This is a genomic window from Dyella marensis, from assembly GCF_900112865.1.
Taxonomy (GTDB): domain Bacteria; phylum Pseudomonadota; class Gammaproteobacteria; order Xanthomonadales; family Rhodanobacteraceae; genus Dyella_D; species Dyella_D marensis_A.
Genome location: NZ_FONH01000011.1, coordinates 14,990 through 36,142, shown reverse-complemented (window position 1 = coordinate 36,142; position 21,153 = coordinate 14,990). Strand labels below are relative to the sequence as shown.

Here is a 21,153-nt window from a genome sequence, read left to right as displayed (position 1 = left end):
GTTCACTCTCAATTGAATGCAAGGACGAAAACGATGAAGAACAAGCTTTATCGAGCAGGCCATCTAAGGCTTACCTCTACGATAATGAGAGGGATTGAACCCGGAAGTCTTCTCATCATGGTCGTTCTTCTGGCTGGCGGCTGTGGCGTATCCAGCGCCGGAACGGTGACCTACATTTATACCGATCCTCAAGGGACGCCGCTGGCTGAAGTCGACGCGAATGGGACTATCGAAGCGATATTCGACTATCGTCCTTATGGTTCGCTTTCTCTAGGTAACTCGCCAGATGGACCCGGGTACACAGGCCATGTCAATGATTCCGACATCGGCCTCGTGTACATGCAAGCTCGGTACTACGATCCGCTAAGCATGAGGTTTTTGAGCATCGACCCTGTTCATCCTACATCTGGCAATCAGATCTCATTCAATAGATTCAGTTACGCGAATAACAATCCGCTGATGTTCATTGATCCGGATGGGAGAGAGGCCGACCAACAGGAGCAGCAAGGACAGCCGCCTCCTCCTCCGCAACCACCTCCGCCCCAGCCGCCCCAGCCGCCCCAACAACCGCCACAACCCCCTCCACCTCAACAGCAACCTCAACAACAAGTATTGCAGTACAAGCCAAAGATTCCGCAAGCTACTGGACGGCTCGCGGAACTTCTGAACTGCGTTCAGCAACAATGCCCGGGCGAGCGAATAACCGTGACGTCAACGAACGAGCCTATACCACAGCATCCCAGCAATAGCGCGCACGGAAGAAGTGAAGCGGCGGACCTTAGGGTGACTCCCGGCCATGAGCAGCAGGTCTTGCAGTGTGCTTCTAACTGCGGGGCTGGTTATGGCCAGAACGAGAGGGATCATCCATCTGCTCATGCCACCGCCCCCCATGACCATATTCAATTGGGGCCCGGAATTAATGGCGGTCGAGGCGATTTGCCTCCTCCAGAAGCCAATCATTGAGGACACGACAATGAAGGCAGTCATTTTCATGCTTCTTCTCTGTTCATCGATTGCAGCTGTCAGAGCCAGCCCCTGTCTTCCAGACAATGTGGGGTCAGCGTTAGCCACCAGGTTTCCCGGATGGAAGCTCGTCGAGCTACAAGATCTTCGAGAAGATGATCAAAGCCTTTTGCGTGAGCGCCCTGGCGCGGACTGTCCAGGTGTGGCGGAGGGCAACTTTGAACGAAAGGGAGAAAAATCATATGCCGTGACGCTCTATAGAAAAGAGGGCGATTTAAAGCAGATTTTGGTCGTCTATAGTCCAAAGGTCGCTGATGCCAAAAGAAATGTGATCATTCTCGACGGGCCATCGACAGTTTCTTATCTTTCCGTAATTTGGAAGATTGATCCTGGTGTCAATTCGGATATCCAAGGCAAGAAGCTTAAGACAAAGTTAGACTCGATCATGTATGAGGCCATCGAATCTGGGTCAGTTCTTTACTATTTTTCGGCAAAAAGCTATCGGCACATACAGTTGAGTGAATAGCTCTTTCCCAGAGGAACTCAGTTAATCTGTTTACCACGTCGGTATCGTGCCTCTCCTCTGCGTCCAAGGGGGCAGGGGTGCCTGGCAAGCTGCGCTTTCAGAGACGCTAAGGAAGACTCAGTGACTGCTTTACGGTATGCGTGTCGGTTTGCCGTGGCCGCGCTTCTGCTTCAGCCCGATATCGCGCGCAGTGAAGAGCTGCATGCGCGGTTCAGATACTCAGAAGATGCAATCACAAAGAACGATCTTCTTTTGGCGAAGGGGGCTGATGATCCGCTCCAAGGCCCTCTGTCCAGAGCGGTGTCGATGGGGTACGCGGACGTGATCGTTCTGATGCTCAGGGACGCGGCTGTGGTTCGCAATGAGGGGCCTTACGCACTGAATTTGTCCGTGCAGCAGGGACGGCTTGAGATAACTCAATTGCTGCTCGCATCCGGGGTTTCTCCGAATGAGCCAATCAAGGGTGGGTGGTACCCCTATGCGGAGGCCGCGAAACAAGGCGACGTATCTTCAATGTGTTTGATGCTGGACTACGGGGTCAACGTGTCGTTGAAGAATGATCGAGTGGGCAACTTGGTGATGGCGCTAAGCGGTCGCCACTTCGACGCGGCTGTGCTGCTCATGCTGTCGGGCTATGTCCCTGATGACTCGGAAAAGAAGAAGGTCTTGGGACTGGGCGACAGGTGGGGAGCTCGGGAGCTCTACTCAGCCGTGATGAGTATCAAGCCGAATGAAGGGAGTCTTTCGCAGCAGTGCAAGGCGGCTGAGAAATCCTGGAAGTCGGTCATGGCTAAATGACAGCGAAGCTTCCAGGAAAGGACGGGATAGATCCATGAATCGCTGGATCAGGTGGCTGATGGCGCTGTTGCCAATGATGGCTTGCGTGCACGCGTCCGGCGTCGAGTTTCGATCCACCGCATGGGTGGGAGAACAGCAATATCGGTTCGATGTTCTGCGTAACGGCGACCAGGCTGTTAGGCGCCTTGAGGTGACGTGCGAGCTGAGCTGCGCCGGCCGGTCAGCTTATCGCGAGGACTTTATCGACAGGCCGCTTTACCTCATGCAGCCCAAAGACGGCGCCGACCGGGTCGTGAGCGTGTGGCTCACTGGCAGCGCTTATCGCATCGTCGTCTATCGCCTGGACGAGGCGGGCGTCCATAAAGTCCTGGACCGCGGATCGCGAACGCCGCCGGCAATGTCGTTCGATGACAGAGGGCGCGAGGCGCTGCGCTTGTGCACACCTTCATGCACGGTCCTGCGTTGGTCGGACGACAGGCATGCGTATGTCGGGGCATAGGCGGTGGCCGCCATGAGAATGCGAACGCTCCGAGGCCGGGCCGCACTGTTCGTTGCCTTGTTGACGTCCGCCGGGCTTGCTTCGGCAAGTGACATCGCCATCCATCTTCGTCGGCATGGCGCCCATTACGCAGTGGAGATCGTCAATACCTCACACGATATAGTGAGGATCAATCACGATATGTCGATGGCTCCCGTGATCGGGCAGTTGCAGTTCAGGGTCTTCAAGCGAACCGAGGAACTTGGCATGCGAGGAGACGTCAACGCTAGCATGGCCACCGAGAAGTCGTACGTCAGCTTGCTTCCTGGACAGTACTTTGGCGGCCTCTTTGATGCGGATTTACTCCAGGCCATGTATGGAATGTCGGGTGGTTGTTACTCAATCGACGTTACTTACTTCGATTCGAGGGCTGGGGATTTCCATGGATATGACAAGAAAGTGACCTCGAATCGATTGAAGGTTTGCGTGCCTTAGATTAGCTATGGCCAGCGTAACGACCAGGGGAATAGATTGGCGCCGCCGACTATTGATGGGAGTCGCACTCATCGTCGCCACCACGACGGACGCCACCGACTGCGGCGCCACCGCCCAGCAGGCCTTGCTGCATCGGACGGAATCGCTGGTGATATCCCATGTACCGATGGAGCCGGTGATCGGGGAGATGCCCACTCCGCAGGGGACATGGGAGTGCGCGCGGGTCACGTTTTCCATCAACGCACGTGGCGAACCGATCGACTTGGCCGTTGCCGAATCGTCCGGAGACATGGCCTTCGCCATGGCTGCGATGCGCGTGGTCAGGCAGTACCGCTTCCGGCAGGAATTCCTGGGAAGCTTTCGAACCTACAGCCTGGTCATCCAGGGTGTTGCGAACAAAATGTCGCCCGACTATTTCCGTGGGACGGGAATTGCCATGCCGTCATCTCGGCCTTCGCATTGAACAGGAAAAAGTTCTATGGACCGGGATGAGGTCAATTCAGCCTTGCTGTGTCCAAGTGCTTTGACTTCGCCGGTTGGTGTCTTTCCGTGCCCAAGTTCGAGAGGGCGCAGATGAGCAAGTCGATCAAGATGCGCATGAAGAGTCCGCTCTTGCTGCTGCTGCCGCTATTGCTCGGGTTCGTCACCGATGCTTATGCCGGCTCATGTGCGGAGATGGAGCACAGGTATGAATCGATGCCCTCGCATGCGGATGGTCTGATTGCGAGGCGGGGCAAATTCAGCGTGCCGTCGCAGATGTTTGGCCGCTTTGAATCTCGTGCCTGCGCGATAGTTTCATTTCATATCGATGGCTCAGGCGGTGCGTACGATGTAAGGGTCGCTTCGTATCACCCATCTCAAGGTATTGGCCGAGCGGCGATGGAGGCACTCAAGGGTTATGAATTCACGCCGGGAGACTATGGGAACAAGCTTTTCGTTCTGATGCTTAAATACAATAGATTCGAACTCAAGTAGGTAATCCCGGTTGGATAGAGTTTGCCGACGATGGCGACACACGGCGGTGCATCATTCATTTCCCTTCAGTTGTGCGGACCATCGAAATAGGATTTCAAACCATCTCGTTTGAGGTTGTGAATTTTGGCCAAGTCAGGAAGTGCATCGATTTTTAGCTGCTTGATCCGCGGCTCGAGCACGCGGAGCTGTAGAGCGAACGGCTAGGGCGCTTCTAACCATGAAATTCTCGAGATTGCTCCGACTGTTCGTTGCCTTGCTGCTGCTATCGGCATTGTGTCTCGTGTTATTGCAGTACCTCGACTACCGTCTCATTCGCATACTTCTCTACGTTTTCTTTCTTTCGGGCGTCGTCACTTTTATGTCGATGTATCTCTTGAAGGTCTTGGGGAAGCTGGACAAGTAGCGAGATGCATCCGCGTCGGTGATGGCGTTGGTCTGGCTGCTGTGGAGGTGCTGACTCGCCATGAATTCGCGCCCGGAGACTATAGAAGCGAGCCTTTCGTCTTGATGCTTGAATGCAATAAATTCGAGCTGAAATAGATAGGGTGACGAGTCAAGCTGACGATCGAAAGCTGCCGTCATTCCGGCGTAGGCCGGAATCCAGTGACCGAAGTGCTCGGTTTTGGCACTATCGCTCAGGCGTCCCGTCTTTGCTCGTACGGTCCAGGAAATAAGCGATGGATGGGGTGCGGCACAGCTGAGTCGTGTCGCTACTGGATTCCGGCCTGCGCCGGAATGACGGTGAAAACGTACGCAAAAACCTACTGATGGGTGGCTCTGAAATGATGGTTAAGCGGGCCAGTGGCGAAGTGGTTCGGGTTTCCATTGATCTCAACTTTGCGAACGAAGCAACGAAGTCGTTCGATTTCCTCGGGGGGTTCGGTTTTAAGCGGCTTCAGGTTGACGCCACGCTCGTTCGATACCGGAAAAGCGGCATGGAAGTCGATGTCTATCACGGCAGGAAATCGTTCGAGTTGGGTTTTGAAATCTCGTTTGGTGGAGAGAGATATTCGCTACAGACAATCATGCGGGTATCCGATCCCATTGCGGCGAATGCATATCGCAAGTATGCGGCCACCACCTTGGAAGGGGTGCGGGAGGGACTTGAGCAGTTAAGCGCAATGGTCAAGACATTCGCGCCAAGAGCTCTCCGTGGCGAGGCCGAGTTCTTTGCTCTTCTCGACGAGAAAAAACATACCTGGTCATATGAATACGCGCTAGATGTGCTCGCGGAACAGGTGCGTCCCATGGCCGAGTCGGCTTTCAAGCGGAAGGAGTACTCGGAGGTGGTGGAACTGTATGGAAAAATCCTTCCGCGATTGACAGCGGCGGAGTTGAAGCGGCTCGACATTTCCAGAGTCCGAGCCGCTCGAATATAGATCGCTGCGGTGCCGTATGAGCCTCGGCGTTGCGCTCCGCCCGGCCCCTCGCCCCAACCCTCTCCCCGGAGGGGAGAGGGGGCAGGTAGCGGGTGGTGATGGGTTATGGCTCGGTCGGAGCCGCGTCCGCCGCTCGATGTCCCGTTGCAGCGCGCACTTGCTGCCACTGCATCCGCATATGGGCTTGCGTCGCACAGCGCGTGCCCATGTCGACGAACGCCGCAATGCCTTCCAGCATGATCGGCAGGCGATGGACATCGATGCTGCCGCGCTCGTCCACCAGCTCGGCGAGCAGCTTCAGCGAGTTGTAGGCGTAATGCAGCCATTCGGTGGCGTCGTTGAGCAACTCATCCGGACCCGCGCCAGGGTCGGAGAAGTAGTTGGTGTGGCGGATGATCCAGGGTTCGCCGAAAGCGTTGTTCATAAGCAACTCCTTGCTAAGCACCGCAACCTCGCTCCGTAAACGGCACGCCGCCAACAGCACGGCGTGCCGCGATCACACGGACTCGAGGGTTCACCGGTGGCCCAAAGACTGGGCGCCGGGCGGCTTGATTGAGGAAGTGGGTGGCGGGATCAGGGATTTCCCCATCGCACACGGCGACATGCCGGGTAGGACGGCTCGGAAAATTTCCTACGGAAAACCCTTAAACCGCGGTTCTTCAACCGTGTCCGCGGTGTCGTCGGACGGCCCGGATGGTCGGTGGGGGTGTCGCCGTGGGGATCGGCGAGCGAGGAAGTGCCGTATGATCTGGCATAGCCATGATCAACTCCTTAGACAGTTGGTGATGGTTAGCGGGTCAGGGGTGTTCCAAGCACCCTTGGCCCGCGCTCTCACAGCATTGCTGCCATGGCTGCTCGCGACGCGCATTCGAAACACACCGCGAGCAACGCCAACCAAGCTATCAAAACGAATTCTGGCTGTCTGTAGGACAACGCCTGCATCTTCGGGTTGGCATGCATGGCTGCTCCTGACGCATGTCATATCGTCGCGATGACGCCGGCTATGGGTGAGGTTCCCGCCGGCATGGTCATATACGCACTATCACCAGCGCACCGGACTTGTGGGCCGCCACCACGCCATGGTGAAGTTGCACACCTCCACCCCGCCGCGGCCCCACGGCTGCAGGGGCCGGAGACCAAGGGGACAACTGCAAAGCAACCATCGCATGTGCGGGCCAGAGCGGCTCCGCACAGAGGCGATGGCGGCTCATCGTTCGATCGAACACCACCAGGAAGGGGAAAGCGGCATGGGATTTTGGGGTGCGATGATCATGAGTTTCTTCGGCACGTTTTTCGCCATCGCCAGCATCGTCCAGCTGGAGGGCGCGCGCAGTCCGTATCTCGTGATACCGGTGGTCGTGTTCGCGGCGTTCGCGCTGTATGCGCGGCGCGTGCATCGCGCGGTTTCCAGCGAAAGGCAGGTGCATCAGCTTACCGAGCGGGCGCAGAAGGTCGTGCGGTGGGCCAGCATCGGCGAGGGCGTCGGCATCCTGATCGCGATCAACGTGGCCAATAACCTGGGCCATCCGGAACTGAAGCTTGCCGCGGTCGCGCTGGTGGTCGGTCTGCATTTCCTGCCGATGGCGTATGGGATCCCGTTCTGGCAGTTCTATGTGCTGGGCGTGGCGCTGATCGTAACCTCGATCCTGGGCATGTACATGGCGCAGCCGGTGGGCAATGCGTTTGCCGCGCTCGCGGCTTGCGTGGGGCTGTGGGCGGCGGCGCTGCTGGCGATGCGGCGCGAGGTGCGCGGCGTGCTCGTGGTGCCTGCCAGCTCGTAACGCGTTCTTTCGCAGTCTTGCATCGGAAGGTGCAAGGCCGTGGCGGCTGGATAGGTCCGGGGTGTTTCAAGCGGGAAGCGCGCGCCGATGTGCGCTCCGTCGCGCTCGCTGCCGTTGCAAGACACGGCGGCGGGTTTTATGGTCAACGACGACCCCAGTCCCCATCGCTGAAACATCTTGCGACGGGTTAACCCTCGCAAGATCCGGCCGCCGCCATGGGCTACGCATCTCCCGATTTCATCAGTCTGCTCGCGGATTCCGTTGCCGGCGCTCGCTCGCTGGAAGAACTGGTGCGTCCGCTGCTGGAACTGCTGCAGGCCGTGACCGGCCTGGAGTCGACCTATCTCACGCGGATCGACGGCGCGGCAGGCATCCAGCACGTGCTGTACGCGCGCAACAGCTTGCGCCTGCAGATTCCGGAAGGCCTGGAAGTGCCGTGGGAAGGCACCTTGTGCAAGCGCGCGCTGGAGGAAGGGCGGCTCTACACCGACGACGTGGCCAATTGCTGGGCCGATTCGGAAGCCGCGATGGCGCTGGGCATCGCCACCTATACCAGTACGCCGGTGCGGGTCGAGGACGGCACGCTGTACGGCACGTTGTGCGCTGCCAGCGGCGAGCGCAAGCCGCTGGCCGACGGGGCGGAGAAGATCCTGCACATGTTCTCGCGGCTGATCGGCCAGCAGATCGAGCGCGAGCGGCTGGTGCATGCGCTGCGCCAGGCCAACGATTCGCTGGCGATCAGCGCGCTGACGGATACGACCACCCATCTGCCCAACCGGCGCGCACTGATGGAAGAACTGCGCCGGCGCCTGGCCTCGCTGGAGCGCGAAGGCGGCGCGTTGGCGGTGGCCTTCATCGACCTGGATCAGTTCAAGGCGATCAACGACCGCCATGGGCACGAGGTGGGCGACCAGTTCCTCGCCGCGATCGGCGGTCGCCTGCAAGGCGCGTTGCGTGCGGGGGATTTCGTGGCGCGGCTGGGCGGGGACGAGTTCGTGGTGCTGTCGCATACGCCGCATGACAGCGATGCGGATGTCGCCGCCAGGGCCATGCGCACGCGCCTGCAGGTCGCTACTACCGGGCATTTCGGCCTGGCTGGCGCGACGATCGATTACGCGGGTCCGAGCATAGGCATGATCGTCGCCGCGCGCGATGCGCGCGATGCGGAAGCGTTGATCGCGCAGGCCGATGCGGCGATGTATGCGGACAAGCGCTCGCGCAAGGAAAACCATCGTAGGTTGGGGTGAGCGCAGCGAACCCCAACAGACCTTTGCCGTATCGCGATGTTGGGGTTCGCTTTGCTCACCCCAACCTACGCAAGTGCCTTACAGTTTGTAGGCCTTGTGGATCGCCACGATGCCGTTGGTGAGGTTGCGCACCTCCACCTTGCCGAAACCGGCGCGTTCCATCATGCCCTTCAGCGTTGCCTGGTCCGGATGCTTGCGGATCGATTCGGCCAGGTACTGGTAGCTGTCGGCGTCGCCGGCGAACAGCTGGCCTAGCTTGGGCAGCACCTTGAAGGAGTGGAAGTCGTACAGCTTGCCGAACAGCTCGCTCTGCACCTTGGAGAACTCCAGCACCAGCGCGCGGCCGCCGGGCTTGAGCACGCGGCAGATATCGGCCAGCGCCTTGTCCTTGTCGGTGACGTTGCGCAGGCCGAAGGCCATGGTCACCGCATCGAAGCTGTTATCCGGGAACGGCAGGCATTCGGCGTTGAGCTGGGCCCAGCGCAGGCCGCCGACCAGGCCGCGGTCGGTGAGGCGGTCGCGGCCGACGTTGAGCATGGCGGCGTTGATGTCGCCCACCACCACCTCGCCTTCGGTGCCGACCACCGGCTTGAGCAGCGCGGCGATGTCGCCGGTGCCGCCGGCCAGGTCCAGCACGCGGTCGCCCTTGCGCACGCCGCTGATGGCGACGAAGTGGCGTTTCCACAGGCGGTGCACGCCGAACGACATCAGGTCGTTCATCAGGTCGTAGCTGCTGGCCACCGAGGTGAATACGCGGCCGACGAGCTTCTGCTTGTCGCCGAGCGGGACGTCGCGGAAGCCGAAATGGGTGGTCTGCTGATCGCTCATGAGGAAGGACTCGAAAATGTATGGGCCGCGCTCAGGCGCGCGGCTCCTGGTCGCGCTGCGCTTCGGTATCGACCGGGCGCACCGTTTCGTGTTCGTGGGCGTGATGTTCGGCATCGACATGGCGGCGATGCAGGTCTTCGGCGGAGGCGTCGTCCGGCACCGGTGCGGCGACAGGCGGCTCGGTCACGGCGGGCGCGGCTTCCTTCTCGCCAGCTTCCTTGTCGCTGTCGCCGCCGGGGGTGATCTTGAGGATCGAGTGGCGCACCTCGCGGGCGAGGATCACGCGCGCATCGCGCACCATCACTTCCAGCGCGGCGTCGTAGTCGAGCTTGCCGTTCCCGTCGGTCCAGATGATGCGGCTCTCGCGCAGCTTCTGGATGAAGCCGCGGAACAGCGCCTTGTCGAAGAACTCCGGCGCGGACAGCTCGTCCAGCAGGGCCAGGCGCTGCGCGGTGAGCGTGCAGGCGTTCTCCAGCTCGGCCGGGGTGAGCACGTGCGGGCCGTTCTTCACCAGCGCGGCGATGGTGATGTAGTAGCGCTCGAAGGCCTGGATCAGGCTGCGCGCGATCACGCGCAACTGGTAGGCGGCATCGTCCTGGCCGGGGCCGCGCTCGAGCACGCGGCCTTCGCCGCTGGCTTCCAGCAGGCCGCGGCGCACGAAGAAGTCGATGGTGGCCTGCACCTGCTGGCCGAAGCCCTCCGTATCCCACGGCAGGAACAGCTCGCCGCGGATGAAGGGGTAGATGATGCGGCCCAGGCGCAGCACCGAAGCGCGCGTCATGCGGCGGTTGTTGAGGAAGCAGCAGGCCACCCACGCAGCCGTGGCCTGCAAGTGCAGCACGTTGTTGCGGAAGTAGCTGAGCAGCACCGCCTGCTCGCCGTCCGTGGTCAGCACGTCGCCCAGCGGATGGCGCACGCGGCTGATCCAGCCCATCTGCTCGCCGTAGGCGATGATGCCGGCCGGGTCCATCGGGGTGAGGGTCATGCGGTCGGAGTAGGGCAGCTCTTCCAGCAGCGCCTTCATCAGCTCGAGCTGGGCGAGCAGGTCGCTTTCCGCCATCGCGTGCTTGGGCGTGGCCAGCAGGGCCAGCGCCAGCAGATTGATAGGGTTGACGTCGGCGGCGCGGTTGATATTGACCTGGATCTGCTCGGCCAGGTTGTCGACCACGCCGTTGAGCCATTCCGGCTTGGCATCGGGATCGGCGCTGGCGGCGCGCCAGTCGGGGCTGGCGGCGTCGAGCAGCGGGTTGAGTTCGATCGGTTCGCCGAAGTTGAGCGCGACGTGGCCGTAGCGCTGGCGCAAAACCTTAAGGCCGCGCAGCAGGCCGATCAGCGATTCTTTCTCCTTGGTCTTGCCGGAGAGCTCGCCGACGTAGCTCTTGCCTTCCATCAGCTTTTCGTAGCCGATGTATACCGGCTGGAACAGCACCGGGCGTCGCGGCGCCCGCAGGAAGGCGCGCACCGTCATCACCAGCATGCCGGCGCGCGGCGCCAGCAGGCGACCGGTGCGGGAGCGGCCGCCTTCGATGAAGTATTCGATCGGCACGCCGCGGTCGATCAGCTGCGCCAGGTATTCGTTGAACACCACCGAGTACAGCGCATTGCCCTTGAAGCTGCGGCGCAGGAAGAACGCGCCGCCGCGGCGCAGCACCGGGCCGATCACCGGCAGGTTGAGGTTCACGCCGGCGGCGATATGCGGCACCACCACGCCGGCCTGGTGCAATTGATAGCTGAGCAACAGGTAGTCGGCATGGCTGCGGTGGCAGGGCACGTACACCACTTCGTGGCCCGGCGCGGCGGCGCGGACCTTGTCGAAGTGGTGCATGGCGATGCCGTCGTACAGCTTGTTCCAGAAGTTGGAAAGCAGGAACGACACCGAGCGCACCACGGGGTGCGAGTAGTCGGCGGCGACTTCCATCGCCATGTCGTGCGCCTTGCGCCAGGCCTTGGCCGGGCTGATGTTCTCGCGCGCGGCGGTGGCGGCGATGGCGTCGCGCACGGGCTCGGCGTTGAGCACGGAGTCGACCACGGTGCGGCGGTGCGAGAGGTCCGGACCGATCACCGCCGCGCGGATGCGCCGGAAATGCGTGCGCAGCACACGGGCGATCTTGCGCGCGAAACGCTCGGGCTGCTGGATGTCGCCCGCCTCGGTCATCACCGAGCGCAGCGACACGGGTGTGGAGAAATGCACCACGGTGTCGCGGCCGTTGAGCAGCAGGGCGAGCAGGCGGCGGAAGCGGCCGACCATCACCCAGTTCTCGGAGAACAGCACGCTGAACCAGCCGGATTCGCGGTTCGGCGCGCGGCCGACATAGATGGACACGGGCACGATCTGGATGTCGCGCTCGGGGTCGGCTTCGAGCGTGCGCACCAGCTGGCTCAGCGTTTCGGTGGGCGCGCGGTGACGATTGCGGCCGAACAGCCAGCCGTCGCGGCGCACCAGCGCGAACATCGAGCGCCGGCGGCGCGTGCCCTGCAGCGGTTGCATGGGGCTGGGCAGGCCGGCCTCGCGGCAGGCGCGCTCAAGGATCAGCGCGTCGGAAAAACCATCGCGCTCGACCACGTAGCACACCGGCAGGCCGGCCTTGAGCAGGGTCGCGGGTTCGGCCGGGTCGCGCCGCAGGCGCAACCAGGGTTCAAGCAGTTGCCCGGCCAGGTTGAACCACCAGGGCGCGCGGCTGCGGGCGGGAAGTTCCGCGGTCGACATGTTCAGCATCCAGGCATTGTACCGGGTGAAGAGCTTGAAGCCCCTCTCCCACCGGGAGAGGGGTGGGGGTGAGGGTACGGCCGGAGCGCAAGAGTGATGCGCACCGCTCCGCCCGCACCCTCATCCGCCTGCCGGCACCTTCTCCCGGCGGGAGAAGGATTCTAGCGGTGTAGGGTAATGAGCTTTTAACGCTTGTCCGATGCGGGCGTTTGAATCGAAGCCGGATGTGTACTGCTGGCAGGCGCAGGCACGCTGGCGACAACGGCGGGCATGCTGAGCCGCTGGTGCGCATCGCGCACATTCTTCAGCAGATCCTCGCTGTACCAGCGGCCATCCTGTTGCATCAAGGTGGATTCGGTACTGAGCGGCTTGCCCAGCAGTACGTAGTCGATCTTCACGCGGGCGTAGCCGTAGGCGTTCTCCAGCGTGGTGACCTTGACCGAGTCCAGCGCCTGGTCCAGCGACAGGCCGTAGGTCGCGAGCACGTCCTTGATGCCGAGGTAGCCGGCGCTGTACTTGCGCATCGCCGTGTCGAAATCCATTGCCTGCAGCTGGTCGGCGCTCTTGATGTCGAGCTTGCGCGCGGTGGCGACCAGGGTGGCGATGGATTGCCTGGCCTTGGTCTGGTCGAACCAGGCTTGCTGCTGCGCCCACGGCACGACCACGTCGAGCACGTCGTTGGCCTGCTTCTTCTGTGTCTGCGTCATGTCCTTGCGCTGGTCGATCGCGCTGCGCGCGATGCCTTGCATGACGCCGATCATGAAGGGCAGCTGGTCGCTGTACTGCTGCTGCATCTGGACCAGCTTGGGCCTGGCCTCGGCATAGAGCTTGTCTTCGGCGCCGGGCTCGGTGAACTCCTTCATCTTCGCTTCGAACTGCGCGCGGTCCTCGGCGCCGGGCAGCTGGCCGGGATGTTCGCGCGGCCAGTCGGTACGCAGGGTGGCGTAGTCGGCCGGCGGCAGCGCGTGCTTCCAGAAGCCGGCGAAGTCGCCGGCGCGGATCAGCTTCACCTCGTCCTGGATCGCCTCCTCCGGCGTAGCGCCCCCGGAGAGCTCGGCGTCCTTCTGCTGGTCTTTGTCGTGGCAGGCCGACAGTGCGGCAAGGGCGAGCAGCCCGAGCAGAAGGTGACGGAGCGGTCGGTGACGCATGGGAAGCAATCTCGCGGAGTGGAGCGCCAGTCGGCTGGGCGGCGATGAGCGGCGGAGCGTAAGGGCGCCCGCTTTGGGGAGACAAGGGCAGGTCGTCCCAGTTCCGGGCCACGTCCACGATCCGTGAACTTCATTACGGACGATGGGGGCCGGACAAAAGAAAACCCCGCGGGCGTTGGGCCTCGCGGGGTAATCCGGCAGAGCCGGAAGGGAAATGGCCTTGCCCGCAGTATCTGTGGTCAGCAGCAGGGTCGGCGCGGCGATCTTAACCGCATCCTGAAAGCTAAGGCAACACTTTCGTTTGATGCGCTAAGTCATTGATTGTTCGTGCGCGAAAACCTCAATCCACGCGCAACGCATTGACTTTCAAGCGATGCCGCTCCTCACGGGGAGCCGCCCAGTCGTTGTTGAACAGGGCCGGTTCCCAGGAGCCGTAGGTCGGGTTCGGCAGCACGAACCAGCGCGTGCCGATCCAGGCCATATAGGGCGCCATGACCTTGCCGCGGCCCTCGGCGTTGTTGGCCAGGACGGTGGCAAAATCGCCGATCTGGTCGCCAAACTGCATCAGCACGCGGTATTTGCGACTGATCTGCTGGCGGCGGCAACCCTTCTCGGTACCGACCTGCTCGCAGTCCTGCACGAAGGTACCCAGGCCCAGGAAGGCCTCCGGGCCCGACACCAGCAGGCCGGCCTTGCGCAGATTGCCCAGGGTGGCCTCGTCCAGGTCCTTGGCGCGGTTGGAGACATAGAGCACCGCGATGCCGTGCTTCGCCGCGAACTGGGTGAACTCCACCACGCCGGGCAGGGCACGGGCGCGCTGCTCCTTGCACCAGGCGGCCCAGTCGGCTTCGTTGAACTCGCCGCCGCTGCGGACCAGGCGTGCCTGATAGGGCGAGTTGTCCAGCACGGTCTCGTCGATATCCAGTACCACCGCGGGCTTCAGGCCCTTGACCGGGGCGGCGCGGTCTTCCTTGGTCAGCGCGTCCCAGCTCTTGTCCTTGAGCGCCGGCAGCAGGCGGGCCTGGGCGTCGCGGTAGGTCTGCAGGTAGATCAGGTCGTGCTCGATCGCGGTCTGGGTCCAGGCCACGGCATTGAGGTTGTCGTCAGCGGCGGGCTTGCCCGCGTCGGATGCCTGCGCGACCTGCGCGGAGGTTGCGGGCTTGGCGGTGTGCTGCGCCGAGCAGCCGGCGAGCAGGACGAGGGCGGCGACGGACGCCGTCAGACGAATACGCATGGGTTTCCCTGTAGGTAAAGCGGACAGAAGAATCGCCGCAGTTTACGACACGGGGAAGACCGGGCTGGCTCCTGGTGGCGGCCACGCTTTCTGAAGCGTCGTTCTGCCTCCATGCCTTTCCGGGCTGGCGACCGCCATGCGCTGCTGACAGACTCAGGGCCCCCTGGACTGACCCGCCCCCGCATGGAAACCAGCCTGCCCCAGCCCCGCCAGCCCAGCCTGCCGATCCGGATCACCACCTATGTGCTGGCCGGCGCCGCCCTGCTGCTGGTGATGCTCCTGCGCCTGCTGCCCGCGTTGTTCGCCGGCCTGCTGGTCTACGAGATCGTGCAGTCCACCGCGCCCCTGCTCGGCAAGCGCGTGCCCGGCGACCGCGCACGCGTGCTGGTGGTGGCGCTGCTGGCGGCGATCGTGGTCGGCCTGCTGATCCTGCTGATCCTCGGTGCGTTGAGCTTCTTCCGCACCGAACTGGGCAATCCCGAACTGCTGTGGCAGGACCAGCTGATGCCGCTGGTCGAGAAGGCCCGCCAGCAGCTGCCCGCCTCGATCGTGGGCTGGTTGCCGGACAGCGTGGACGAACTGCGCGTGATGGCGCTGGAACTGACCCACAAGCACTCGGTGAGCCTGCAGTCGCTGGGCAAGGAAACCGCGCGCGTGCTGGTGCACATCATCATCGGCATGGTGCTGGGCGGCATCGTCGCGCTCAGCCGCACGCGCCCCGCGCACCAGGTCGGCCCGCTCGCCGCCGCGCTCGGCCTGCGCTGCCAGCGCCTGGCCGAGGCGTTCCACAACATCGTGTTCGCGCAGATCAAGATCTCGCTGATCAACACGGTATTCACCGCCATCTTCCTGCTCGGCGTGATGCCGCTGATGGGCTTCCACATCCCGCTGGCCAAGACCCTGGTGGTGATCACCTTCATCGTCGGCCTGCTGCCGGTGATCGGCAACCTGATCTCCAACACCGCCATCACCATCGCCGGCCTGTCGGTATCGCTGGGCGTGGGCGTGGCGGCGCTGGGTTTTCTCATCTTGATCCACAAGCTGGAGTACTTCCTCAACGCGCGCATCGTGGGGACGCAGATCCGCTCGCGTGCCTGGGAGCTGCTGGTGGCGATGCTGGTGGTGGAGGCGGCGTTTGGGTTGCCAGGGCTGGTGGCGGCGCCGATTTACTATGCTTATTTGAAGAGTGAGTTGGAGGCGGAGAGGTTGATCTGAAGCGGCGCCTGCATGCGTCCGATTGAGCTGCCGAAGATCCTTACAGCTCCGCTTCCATGACCAGATTGAGTGAGCCTCCAATCGACGCCGCATAGCCGCTGGACCATTGCGTGCCTCCGGACACTGAAAAAATAAGGCATACGAGTCCCGGATTGATCACACCCAGCGAGGGGTCGCTCGTGCTGGATGCCGCACCGCTCCAGCGGATGGGCGATCCCAGGCTCCTCATCGAGGGCGATGTCCGCATGGCGGTTGGGAGCGGCAGGGGTACGAATGTATTGGTGGAGCTGTGCTGCGTGCCCACGCCAATGCCGGTGCCAATGGCCGCCTTGAATGCATAGCAGTAGCGGTTGCATAGCTGCTGTTCGATGGCCTGTGGCCGCACGTCGAAGGACGTTGCTACATCGCCGGTCTCGAGCTGGATCTGAGCAAAGTCGAAGGTGCCGGATTGCTGGCCAAGCGAATTCGTCCTCGCGTTGAAGTTGCTTCCGGCATCCATCCACAGCGCAATCTGCAGAAAATCGTCACCGTTTGGCCCGATCGTGCTGTTACCCAGGGCAGGTATGTCAAAGGTTGCATAGAACTTCTGCCAGCCGCTGGTCAGGTTGAAACTGGTGACGCCGATGCCATTGACCGAAGCCGAGCCGCCACTGCCGAACATCTGCGTGGCCTCGAGCGCGATCCTCCTTGCAGCATCCGCCTTGGCGTAGAACGACACGGTGACTCGCTTTCCGGCCAGCGCGGCCACGCTTTCGATGCGCTGCGCCAAGTAGCCAGAATTGCCTGCGCCTGCCACGGAGGTGACGGCGCAGCGCATGTAGCAGGAGGGATTGTCCGGCACCGCGGATTGGCCGGTCGCAAAGGTTTGCCTCGAGGCGCCGATCGTGGTTCCCGTTTGCTGGAGCAGGAAACGGTCGGCGCTGTATCCGCCGGAGGAGAAGCTGGTGCCGCGCTGCCAATAATCGAAACTGCCGTTGATGATTCTGTTCTTGAAGGTGCTGACATCGGGCGTGTAGGCATACAGCTCGCTGAAGTTGGCTTCGGCTTTCTGCCAGGCGACGCGATTGGTGTCGCCGTCTATGCCGTCGGATTGGGTGCCAAGGTTGATGTGTTGCTGAGGCATGGTAACGCTTCCTGTGATGCTGCTCATGAGGCAGCCAATGAGTTGAGTGCAGTGGAATCGCCATGAGCTTGAGGCATGACGAGGAGGCCGCGTTCCGGCTAGAGGCCGGGAGGCCGAGAAAGCAAATGTCTGGGCTGCAGCCGTAGCTAACGCAAGCTGCGTCGCGCCGGACTTGCCTATAGTGAAGCGGTTTGGAAGGACGTAACGCTGGCCTGGAACCACCAGGCCATGCTGTCGGCGAGGCCGCTCAGGTAGTCAGTGCGCGCCGAATCTTCGAATACAGCACGCGCGTCCACAGCCACTGGAAGCCGAACATTCCCAGCAGCGGCAGCACGCCCAGCATCACCATCAGCACGATGGCTGCAGTCTGGTCCATCGATTGGCCACCCAGCGCCAACACCAGCGCCGCGACGCCTACACCGACTGCCAACGCATAGGCGAACACGAAGGTCAGTACGCCGGCGCCGAGCAGCCTGCCTGCGCGCAGGCGCGACAGGTGGCGCGGCAATGCCAGCCACGCGCCGCCGAAAGTCAACGCGCCGGCCAGCAACGCCCCGGCCCAACTGCTCAGCCAGACCACCGGCGAATACGCGTCGAAGGCATTGGCGAGTGGCAACAGCATCGACACGCCGAGCACCGTGCCCGCTGCCTGCATCCATGCCGCCAGTCCCGCCGCCCGCAAGCGCAGGCCCGATTGCGGAGGCGTCGCGATCGCATCCTCGCGGCACACCAGCAGGGCCAGGCGCCATGACGACCACACCTGCAGCGGGGCGATGACCAGACCCAGCACGAACATCCAGATCCGCAGCCAGGAGCCCATCTGCTCCGGCCCCATCAGCAGGAACAGGCCCTGGTACAGGAACATCGCCAACAGGCTCCACACCAGCAGCCCGCCGGCGAACACCCCCGCCAGCAGCAGCGGCCGCCGGAACGCCCATTCCTCACTCCGCTCGCCGCGCCACTGCGCGACCAGGAATGCCAACCCGCCATGCACCAGCACGCCTTCGCCGACCGTTCTGATCGTCATCGCCACGAAGGAGAGAATCTGCTCGTTGTCCGACGGCGCGCGCAGCACCATCATGCCGAAGGTGAGGCAATGCCAGACCAGCACCACCAGCATGGAGGTGATGGCGGCGAGCCAGGGGAGATTGGAGCGCTGGGCGGGATGGAGCATGCGACGTCCTTGTGCAATAGGCGCCGCACGAAGCCGGTGCCAAGTAGAGGTTGCACAACCTAGCGGGAGCGAGGCGGCAATGCCAGTGCGTTCGGCCCCGGCCGGGTCACGGCCGTTGTTCGAGCACGGCGATACGTGCCATGGCCCGCTGCAGAAGATCGTCGGTGTGCTTCCACGCGGCAATGACGTAGGGAAGCAGGCCGACATAGTTGACGTTCTGCAGCACCGGTTCGTCGTAGGCGACTTGCGTTGGCGGCTTGTAGCCGACGGGTTCCGTGCCGGGCTCATAGGGAGTCGTATCGCCTTCGAGGCGCACAGACCGGCGCACCGCGTCTTTGACGCCTTCGACGAGCAGGGGAAAAGGCTCCGCCAGTTCATGGGCGATCACGCCCGCACGACGCGCAGCGTCCTCCGGTTCTCGGTCGTCCCTGTATTCGACAGGGCGCACGGAGCGCAGGCTCGATGCGGCCATCGCAGGGTCGATGCCGACGACATCGCGCTTGATCCGATAGTCGGAATTCTGCGTCAAGGTGCCAGCAAAGACGGCGTTGCCGCCTTCGAGGAACTGGAAGGCGTTTTGCGTGCTGCCCACATGCATATGCAGCTGCGGTGCCGAGGTTCCGGATCCGCCTTCATAGACATCGATGGCCGCCAGATGGCGTACACCCCAATGAGTTGCGCGGGCCAGCATATAGGCGCAGACGTTGTTCATCGCGTCGAGCTGCAGGGCTGGCGTGCGGTTCTGCGTCCACTCGGGCCAGGAGCCGCCGATGCCGCGATCGGTTCCGGTATTCGATACGCGGTAAGAGAACTGTTGGTAAACCCCGGTCTTGCCGATGCTGCCGAGGAAGACCGGGTTGGAGCTGGTCAGAGCAAGGTCGGCGGTGGCCTTGGCGGTATCCGCCGTTGCCTTGGCGGTGTCGGCGGCCGTCTTGGCGATATTCGCGGCCTGGCCTGCGCTGTTGGCCGTGGTTTGAGCGGTAGTGACGCGGCCGTCGAGATCGGTGAAGTTGTAGTTGCACTTGTCCAGAGCGGTGCGATTGGTGTCGCCGTCCGCTCCCTTGGGAGGAGTGCCTAGATTGATGATCTGGATGGTCATAAGCGATCTGGGAGATGTAGCCAAAAAATGATGGCGGACAGCAATCAAAGTTCCGCGTCAGCGGTCCAGTGCGCGCTGGTGTTCGGCGTGGTAGTACTGCCGCTGGTCGAAGCAAAGATATAGAACGATCCGGTGCCGACAACGCTCAGTGAGGCGGATGTGTCGATGCCGCTGCCGTCGGTCATCATGCCGGGAGTCCCTGTGGCGTACCCATACGGCGTCACCAGGGGCGTAGCCCGTTTCGTGGTCTTGAAGTAGGCCATGCTCCCCACCTTGTATTGTGCGGCTGGGACACCGGTCATATAGGCAACGACGGAGCCATTGGCATTCCTGGTGCCGGTGGCGACGCCGAGGTCATAGCTGCGCTCGAAGTAGCGCTGGCACAGCGCGAGCTCCTGGACGGCTGGGCGCGGATCGAACGCGGTCGCGATGGCGCCCAGCTCGAACTGCACTTCGGCGAACTCGAACCAGCCGCTCTGGTAGGGGAGGCCACTGCTGCGCGCGGCGTAAGTGGCTCCAGAGTCCAGCCAGAAATGCAGAGCTGTCGAGTCGTTGCCGCTGCCAATCGTCTTCCCGGTCAGGGCGGGCACAGTGATGGGGACGACATAGCGGCGGAACACCGTGCCGATATCCAGCAGTGGTCCCTGCGGAAAGCTGTCGTTGGGCGACGAGCCGCTGGAGCCATACTGGACTTCGATTTCGATGCCCAGTTTCTTGGGTACATCCGTGCGACACAGGAACGACAGCATGGCCTGCCGGCCGGAAAGCCGCTGCGCGCCCTCGATCTTCTGCGACAAGGTTGCATACGAGCCGGTTGTTCCACCCGACGTCACGCCAACCCGCGTGTAATAACGAGGATTGGAAGAGAAGCTGGTGTCGCCCAGAGTCACCAGCTGCTGAGCCACGCTGTTCGCCGAGCCGCCGCCAGACTGCGTCAGCCAGCGATCGGCGCAATAGCGCTGGCCGATGACGGCCGACGGCAACGAGGTGGCCCGCTGCCAGATGTCGAAGTTGCCGTTGATGAGCAGATTTCTGAACGACGGTGCGCTCAGTGCGCTGCCATAGATCTCATTGAAGTTCGATTCCGCCTTGCCCCAGGCGATGCGATTCGTATCGCCATCCTTGCCGTCGGATTGAGTGCCAAGATTGATGTGCTGCTGTGCCATTTGGAAGTCCAAGTAAAGAAGCCGCTCTAGGCGGCCTCAGTTAGGTTTCGCGTTGTAGGTGTTTGCACGCCGGGTTCGGAACTATGCTTAACGCGGATATCCAAGCGGACCTTGTTCAAAGGCCGGTAACATCGCATTCGAGTAGCCATTGAGGCTGCATACCGGCACGTGAGGAGATGTTTACACCCGATCCGGGATTGGCATTGGCGATGCTCTGGCAGACAGCTATCTCGGCATTATTTCCATTGAGCCGCATGGAAACTTTGGCCGGCTCACGCCAGAGCGCCGAGCCCACTGGAGTGCCAGTAAGGTATTGGGCATACATGCCTGGATCTGAGAAGGCGATGGCTGCTGTGGAAGGGCTGGCAAGGGCGAAAGGATAAATTGATCCGGTACCTCCGGCATCCGGCCAGAACATACTTCCGCCAGCGCGAATCATTTGCCGGATACGTAGAGGGCGTTGCGCGGCATCGTAGGTTAGGCGTCCATTCGAATCGAAGAGTTGCAGGCCAATATTGCCGTATGACTGGATTACTGGCACAAATGCGTAGTAATCGCAGGACGTTGAGCCGTTTGGCATGAACCAGTTGAAGCCATTGGGGCCAGCGCTGGTGATGGTGGCGAAGCTCGCGCCTCTCAGGAAGACGATGGATTGCCCTCCCCGCGGATTGTCCCAGTTGACGAATCCATAGCTTCCCGCGGCGCCGGCATTTGATGTCGCAATGAATGTTCCCTTCTTTACTAGAACAAGATTGGGCCAATCAGAATCAATGATGATGGACCCGTTGTCGGCAATCGCTTGAAATCTGGCTTCCAT

General features: G+C 62.1%; 21 protein-coding genes. 11 read left to right on the top strand and 10 right to left on the bottom strand.

Annotation, left to right across the window (positions count from 1 at the left end; genetic code table 11):
- Positions 1–33 precede the first annotated feature (33 nt).
- The 8 genes from BM172_RS14470 to BM172_RS14435 all read left to right on the top strand — a co-directional run bounded on the left by BM172_RS14470 (position 34) and on the right by BM172_RS14435 (position 5,614).
- Complete coding sequence (locus BM172_RS14470; protein ID WP_081805147.1) at positions 34–963, top strand: RHS repeat domain-containing protein; 930 nt, start codon at positions 34–36, stop codon at positions 961–963.
- A 10-nt stretch (positions 964–973) separates the two neighbouring features.
- The gene (locus tag BM172_RS22235) at positions 974–1,489 is read left to right on the top strand and encodes a hypothetical protein (protein WP_143096532.1); all 516 of its coding nucleotides are present in this window, start codon (positions 974–976) and stop codon (positions 1,487–1,489) included.
- Between the two features lie 153 nt (positions 1,490–1,642).
- A complete protein-coding gene (locus BM172_RS14465; protein ID WP_143096531.1) occupies positions 1,643–2,287 on the top strand; it encodes an ankyrin repeat domain-containing protein in 645 nt (214 codons plus the stop codon).
- 34 nt (positions 2,288–2,321) lie between these two features.
- On the top strand, positions 2,322–2,786 hold the full coding sequence (locus BM172_RS14460) for a hypothetical protein (RefSeq protein ID WP_026635020.1): 465 nt from the start codon (positions 2,322–2,324) through the stop codon (positions 2,784–2,786).
- 12 nt (positions 2,787–2,798) lie between these two features.
- Positions 2,799–3,260: a hypothetical protein gene (locus BM172_RS14455; RefSeq protein WP_026635019.1), complete on the top strand. Its 462-nt coding sequence runs from the start codon at positions 2,799–2,801 to the stop codon at positions 3,258–3,260.
- A 55-nt stretch (positions 3,261–3,315) separates the two neighbouring features.
- Complete coding sequence (locus tag BM172_RS14450; protein ID WP_026635018.1) at positions 3,316–3,723, top strand: energy transducer TonB; 408 nt, start codon at positions 3,316–3,318, stop codon at positions 3,721–3,723.
- 110 nt (positions 3,724–3,833) lie between these two features.
- Complete coding sequence (locus tag BM172_RS14445; protein ID WP_143096530.1) at positions 3,834–4,235, top strand: energy transducer TonB; 402 nt, start codon at positions 3,834–3,836, stop codon at positions 4,233–4,235.
- Positions 4,236–4,939: 704 nt separating this feature from the next.
- A complete protein-coding gene (locus BM172_RS14435) occupies positions 4,940–5,614 on the top strand; it encodes a hypothetical protein (RefSeq protein WP_143096528.1) in 675 nt (224 codons plus the stop codon).
- A 103-nt stretch (positions 5,615–5,717) separates the two neighbouring features.
- Here the strand turns inward: BM172_RS14435 and BM172_RS14430 are convergent, their stop codons facing one another.
- Positions 5,718–6,038 (bottom strand): hypothetical protein, encoded by a 321-nt coding sequence (locus BM172_RS14430; RefSeq protein WP_026635014.1) that lies wholly within the window; start codon positions 6,036–6,038, stop codon positions 5,718–5,720.
- A 742-nt stretch (positions 6,039–6,780) separates the two neighbouring features.
- Between BM172_RS14430 and BM172_RS14425 the strand changes: the two genes are divergently transcribed.
- The gene (locus tag BM172_RS14425; RefSeq protein ID WP_155964703.1) at positions 6,781–7,395 is read left to right on the top strand and encodes a hypothetical protein; all 615 of its coding nucleotides are present in this window, start codon (positions 6,781–6,783) and stop codon (positions 7,393–7,395) included.
- A gap of 215 nt (positions 7,396–7,610) precedes the next feature.
- Positions 7,611–8,642 (top strand): sensor domain-containing diguanylate cyclase, encoded by a 1,032-nt coding sequence (locus BM172_RS14420; RefSeq protein ID WP_026635012.1) that lies wholly within the window; start codon positions 7,611–7,613, stop codon positions 8,640–8,642.
- Positions 8,643–8,720: 78 nt separating this feature from the next.
- Here the strand turns inward: BM172_RS14420 and ubiE are convergent, their stop codons facing one another.
- The 4 genes from ubiE to BM172_RS14400 all read right to left on the bottom strand — a co-directional run bounded on the left by ubiE (position 8,721) and on the right by BM172_RS14400 (position 14,559).
- Positions 8,721–9,470, bottom strand: coding sequence for a bifunctional demethylmenaquinone methyltransferase/2-methoxy-6-polyprenyl-1,4-benzoquinol methylase UbiE (ubiE, locus tag BM172_RS14415; protein ID WP_026635011.1), 750 nt, complete (start codon positions 9,468–9,470; stop codon positions 8,721–8,723).
- A gap of 31 nt (positions 9,471–9,501) precedes the next feature.
- Positions 9,502–12,186: a glycerol-3-phosphate 1-O-acyltransferase PlsB gene (gene plsB, locus BM172_RS14410; protein WP_081805145.1), complete on the bottom strand. Its 2,685-nt coding sequence runs from the start codon at positions 12,184–12,186 to the stop codon at positions 9,502–9,504.
- A 176-nt stretch (positions 12,187–12,362) separates the two neighbouring features.
- Positions 12,363–13,325 carry a hypothetical protein gene (locus BM172_RS14405; protein ID WP_026635010.1) on the bottom strand — a complete coding sequence of 321 codons (963 nt, stop codon included), beginning with the start codon at positions 13,323–13,325 and terminating at the stop codon, positions 12,363–12,365.
- A 340-nt stretch (positions 13,326–13,665) separates the two neighbouring features.
- Positions 13,666–14,559: a 5'-nucleotidase, lipoprotein e(P4) family gene (locus BM172_RS14400; RefSeq protein ID WP_026635009.1), complete on the bottom strand. Its 894-nt coding sequence runs from the start codon at positions 14,557–14,559 to the stop codon at positions 13,666–13,668.
- A 183-nt stretch (positions 14,560–14,742) separates the two neighbouring features.
- Here BM172_RS14400 and BM172_RS14395 point away from each other — a divergent pair, with 183 nt between their 5' ends.
- Entirely contained in the window at positions 14,743–15,774 is a 1,032-nt protein-coding gene (locus BM172_RS14395) for an AI-2E family transporter (RefSeq protein ID WP_026635008.1), read from the top strand.
- Positions 15,775–15,814: 40 nt separating this feature from the next.
- Here the strand turns inward: BM172_RS14395 and BM172_RS14390 are convergent, their stop codons facing one another.
- The 5 genes from BM172_RS14390 to BM172_RS22225 form a co-directional block, all read right to left on the bottom strand.
- Positions 15,815–16,897: a carbohydrate binding domain-containing protein gene (locus BM172_RS14390; RefSeq protein ID WP_051548596.1), complete on the bottom strand. Its 1,083-nt coding sequence runs from the start codon at positions 16,895–16,897 to the stop codon at positions 15,815–15,817.
- A gap of 247 nt (positions 16,898–17,144) precedes the next feature.
- A complete protein-coding gene (locus BM172_RS14385; RefSeq protein ID WP_026635007.1) occupies positions 17,145–18,071 on the bottom strand; it encodes a hypothetical protein in 927 nt (308 codons plus the stop codon).
- A gap of 106 nt (positions 18,072–18,177) precedes the next feature.
- Positions 18,178–19,170: a tail fiber domain-containing protein gene (locus BM172_RS14380; RefSeq protein WP_026635006.1), complete on the bottom strand. Its 993-nt coding sequence runs from the start codon at positions 19,168–19,170 to the stop codon at positions 18,178–18,180.
- Between the two features lie 44 nt (positions 19,171–19,214).
- A complete protein-coding gene (locus BM172_RS14375; RefSeq protein WP_026635005.1) occupies positions 19,215–20,336 on the bottom strand; it encodes a hypothetical protein in 1,122 nt (373 codons plus the stop codon).
- Positions 20,337–20,451: 115 nt separating this feature from the next.
- Positions 20,452–21,153, bottom strand: a complete 702-nt coding sequence (locus BM172_RS22225) for a hypothetical protein (protein WP_143096526.1) — start codon at positions 21,151–21,153, stop codon at positions 20,452–20,454.

Bases quoted from the DNA above. Each gene is read 5' to 3' on its own strand.
- BM172_RS14470 (WP_081805147.1), top strand. From the start codon at position 34: ATGAAGAACAAGCTTTATCGAGCAGGCCATCTAAGGCTTACCTCTACG.
- BM172_RS14420 (WP_026635012.1), top strand. From the start codon at position 7,611: ATGGGCTACGCATCTCCCGATTTCATCAGTCTGCTCGCGGATTCCGTT.
- BM172_RS14390 (WP_051548596.1), bottom strand. From the start codon at position 16,897: ATGCCTCAGCAACACATCAACCTTGGCACCCAATCCGACGGCATAGAC.
- BM172_RS14405 (WP_026635010.1), bottom strand. From the start codon at position 13,325: ATGCGTCACCGACCGCTCCGTCACCTTCTGCTCGGGCTGCTCGCCCTT.
- BM172_RS14455 (WP_026635019.1), top strand. From the start codon at position 2,799: ATGAGAATGCGAACGCTCCGAGGCCGGGCCGCACTGTTCGTTGCCTTG.
- BM172_RS14385 (WP_026635007.1), bottom strand. From the start codon at position 18,071: ATGCTCCATCCCGCCCAGCGCTCCAATCTCCCCTGGCTCGCCGCCATC.
- ubiE (WP_026635011.1), bottom strand. From the start codon at position 9,470: ATGAGCGATCAGCAGACCACCCATTTCGGCTTCCGCGACGTCCCGCTC.
- BM172_RS14380 (WP_026635006.1), bottom strand. From the start codon at position 19,170: ATGACCATCCAGATCATCAATCTAGGCACTCCTCCCAAGGGAGCGGAC.
- BM172_RS14400 (WP_026635009.1), bottom strand. From the start codon at position 14,559: ATGCGTATTCGTCTGACGGCGTCCGTCGCCGCCCTCGTCCTGCTCGCC.
- BM172_RS14450 (WP_026635018.1), top strand. From the start codon at position 3,316: ATGGGAGTCGCACTCATCGTCGCCACCACGACGGACGCCACCGACTGC.
- BM172_RS14460 (WP_026635020.1), top strand. From the start codon at position 2,322: ATGAATCGCTGGATCAGGTGGCTGATGGCGCTGTTGCCAATGATGGCT.
- BM172_RS14445 (WP_143096530.1), top strand. From the start codon at position 3,834: ATGAGCAAGTCGATCAAGATGCGCATGAAGAGTCCGCTCTTGCTGCTG.
- BM172_RS14395 (WP_026635008.1), top strand. From the start codon at position 14,743: ATGGAAACCAGCCTGCCCCAGCCCCGCCAGCCCAGCCTGCCGATCCGG.
- BM172_RS14425 (WP_155964703.1), top strand. From the start codon at position 6,781: ATGTGCGGGCCAGAGCGGCTCCGCACAGAGGCGATGGCGGCTCATCGT.
- BM172_RS22225 (WP_143096526.1), bottom strand. From the start codon at position 21,153: ATGGAAGCCAGATTTCAAGCGATTGCCGACAACGGGTCCATCATCATT.
- BM172_RS14375 (WP_026635005.1), bottom strand. From the start codon at position 20,336: ATGGCACAGCAGCACATCAATCTTGGCACTCAATCCGACGGCAAGGAT.
- BM172_RS14430 (WP_026635014.1), bottom strand. From the start codon at position 6,038: ATGAACAACGCTTTCGGCGAACCCTGGATCATCCGCCACACCAACTAC.
- BM172_RS22235 (WP_143096532.1), top strand. From the start codon at position 974: ATGAAGGCAGTCATTTTCATGCTTCTTCTCTGTTCATCGATTGCAGCT.
- plsB (WP_081805145.1), bottom strand. From the start codon at position 12,186: ATGCTGAACATGTCGACCGCGGAACTTCCCGCCCGCAGCCGCGCGCCC.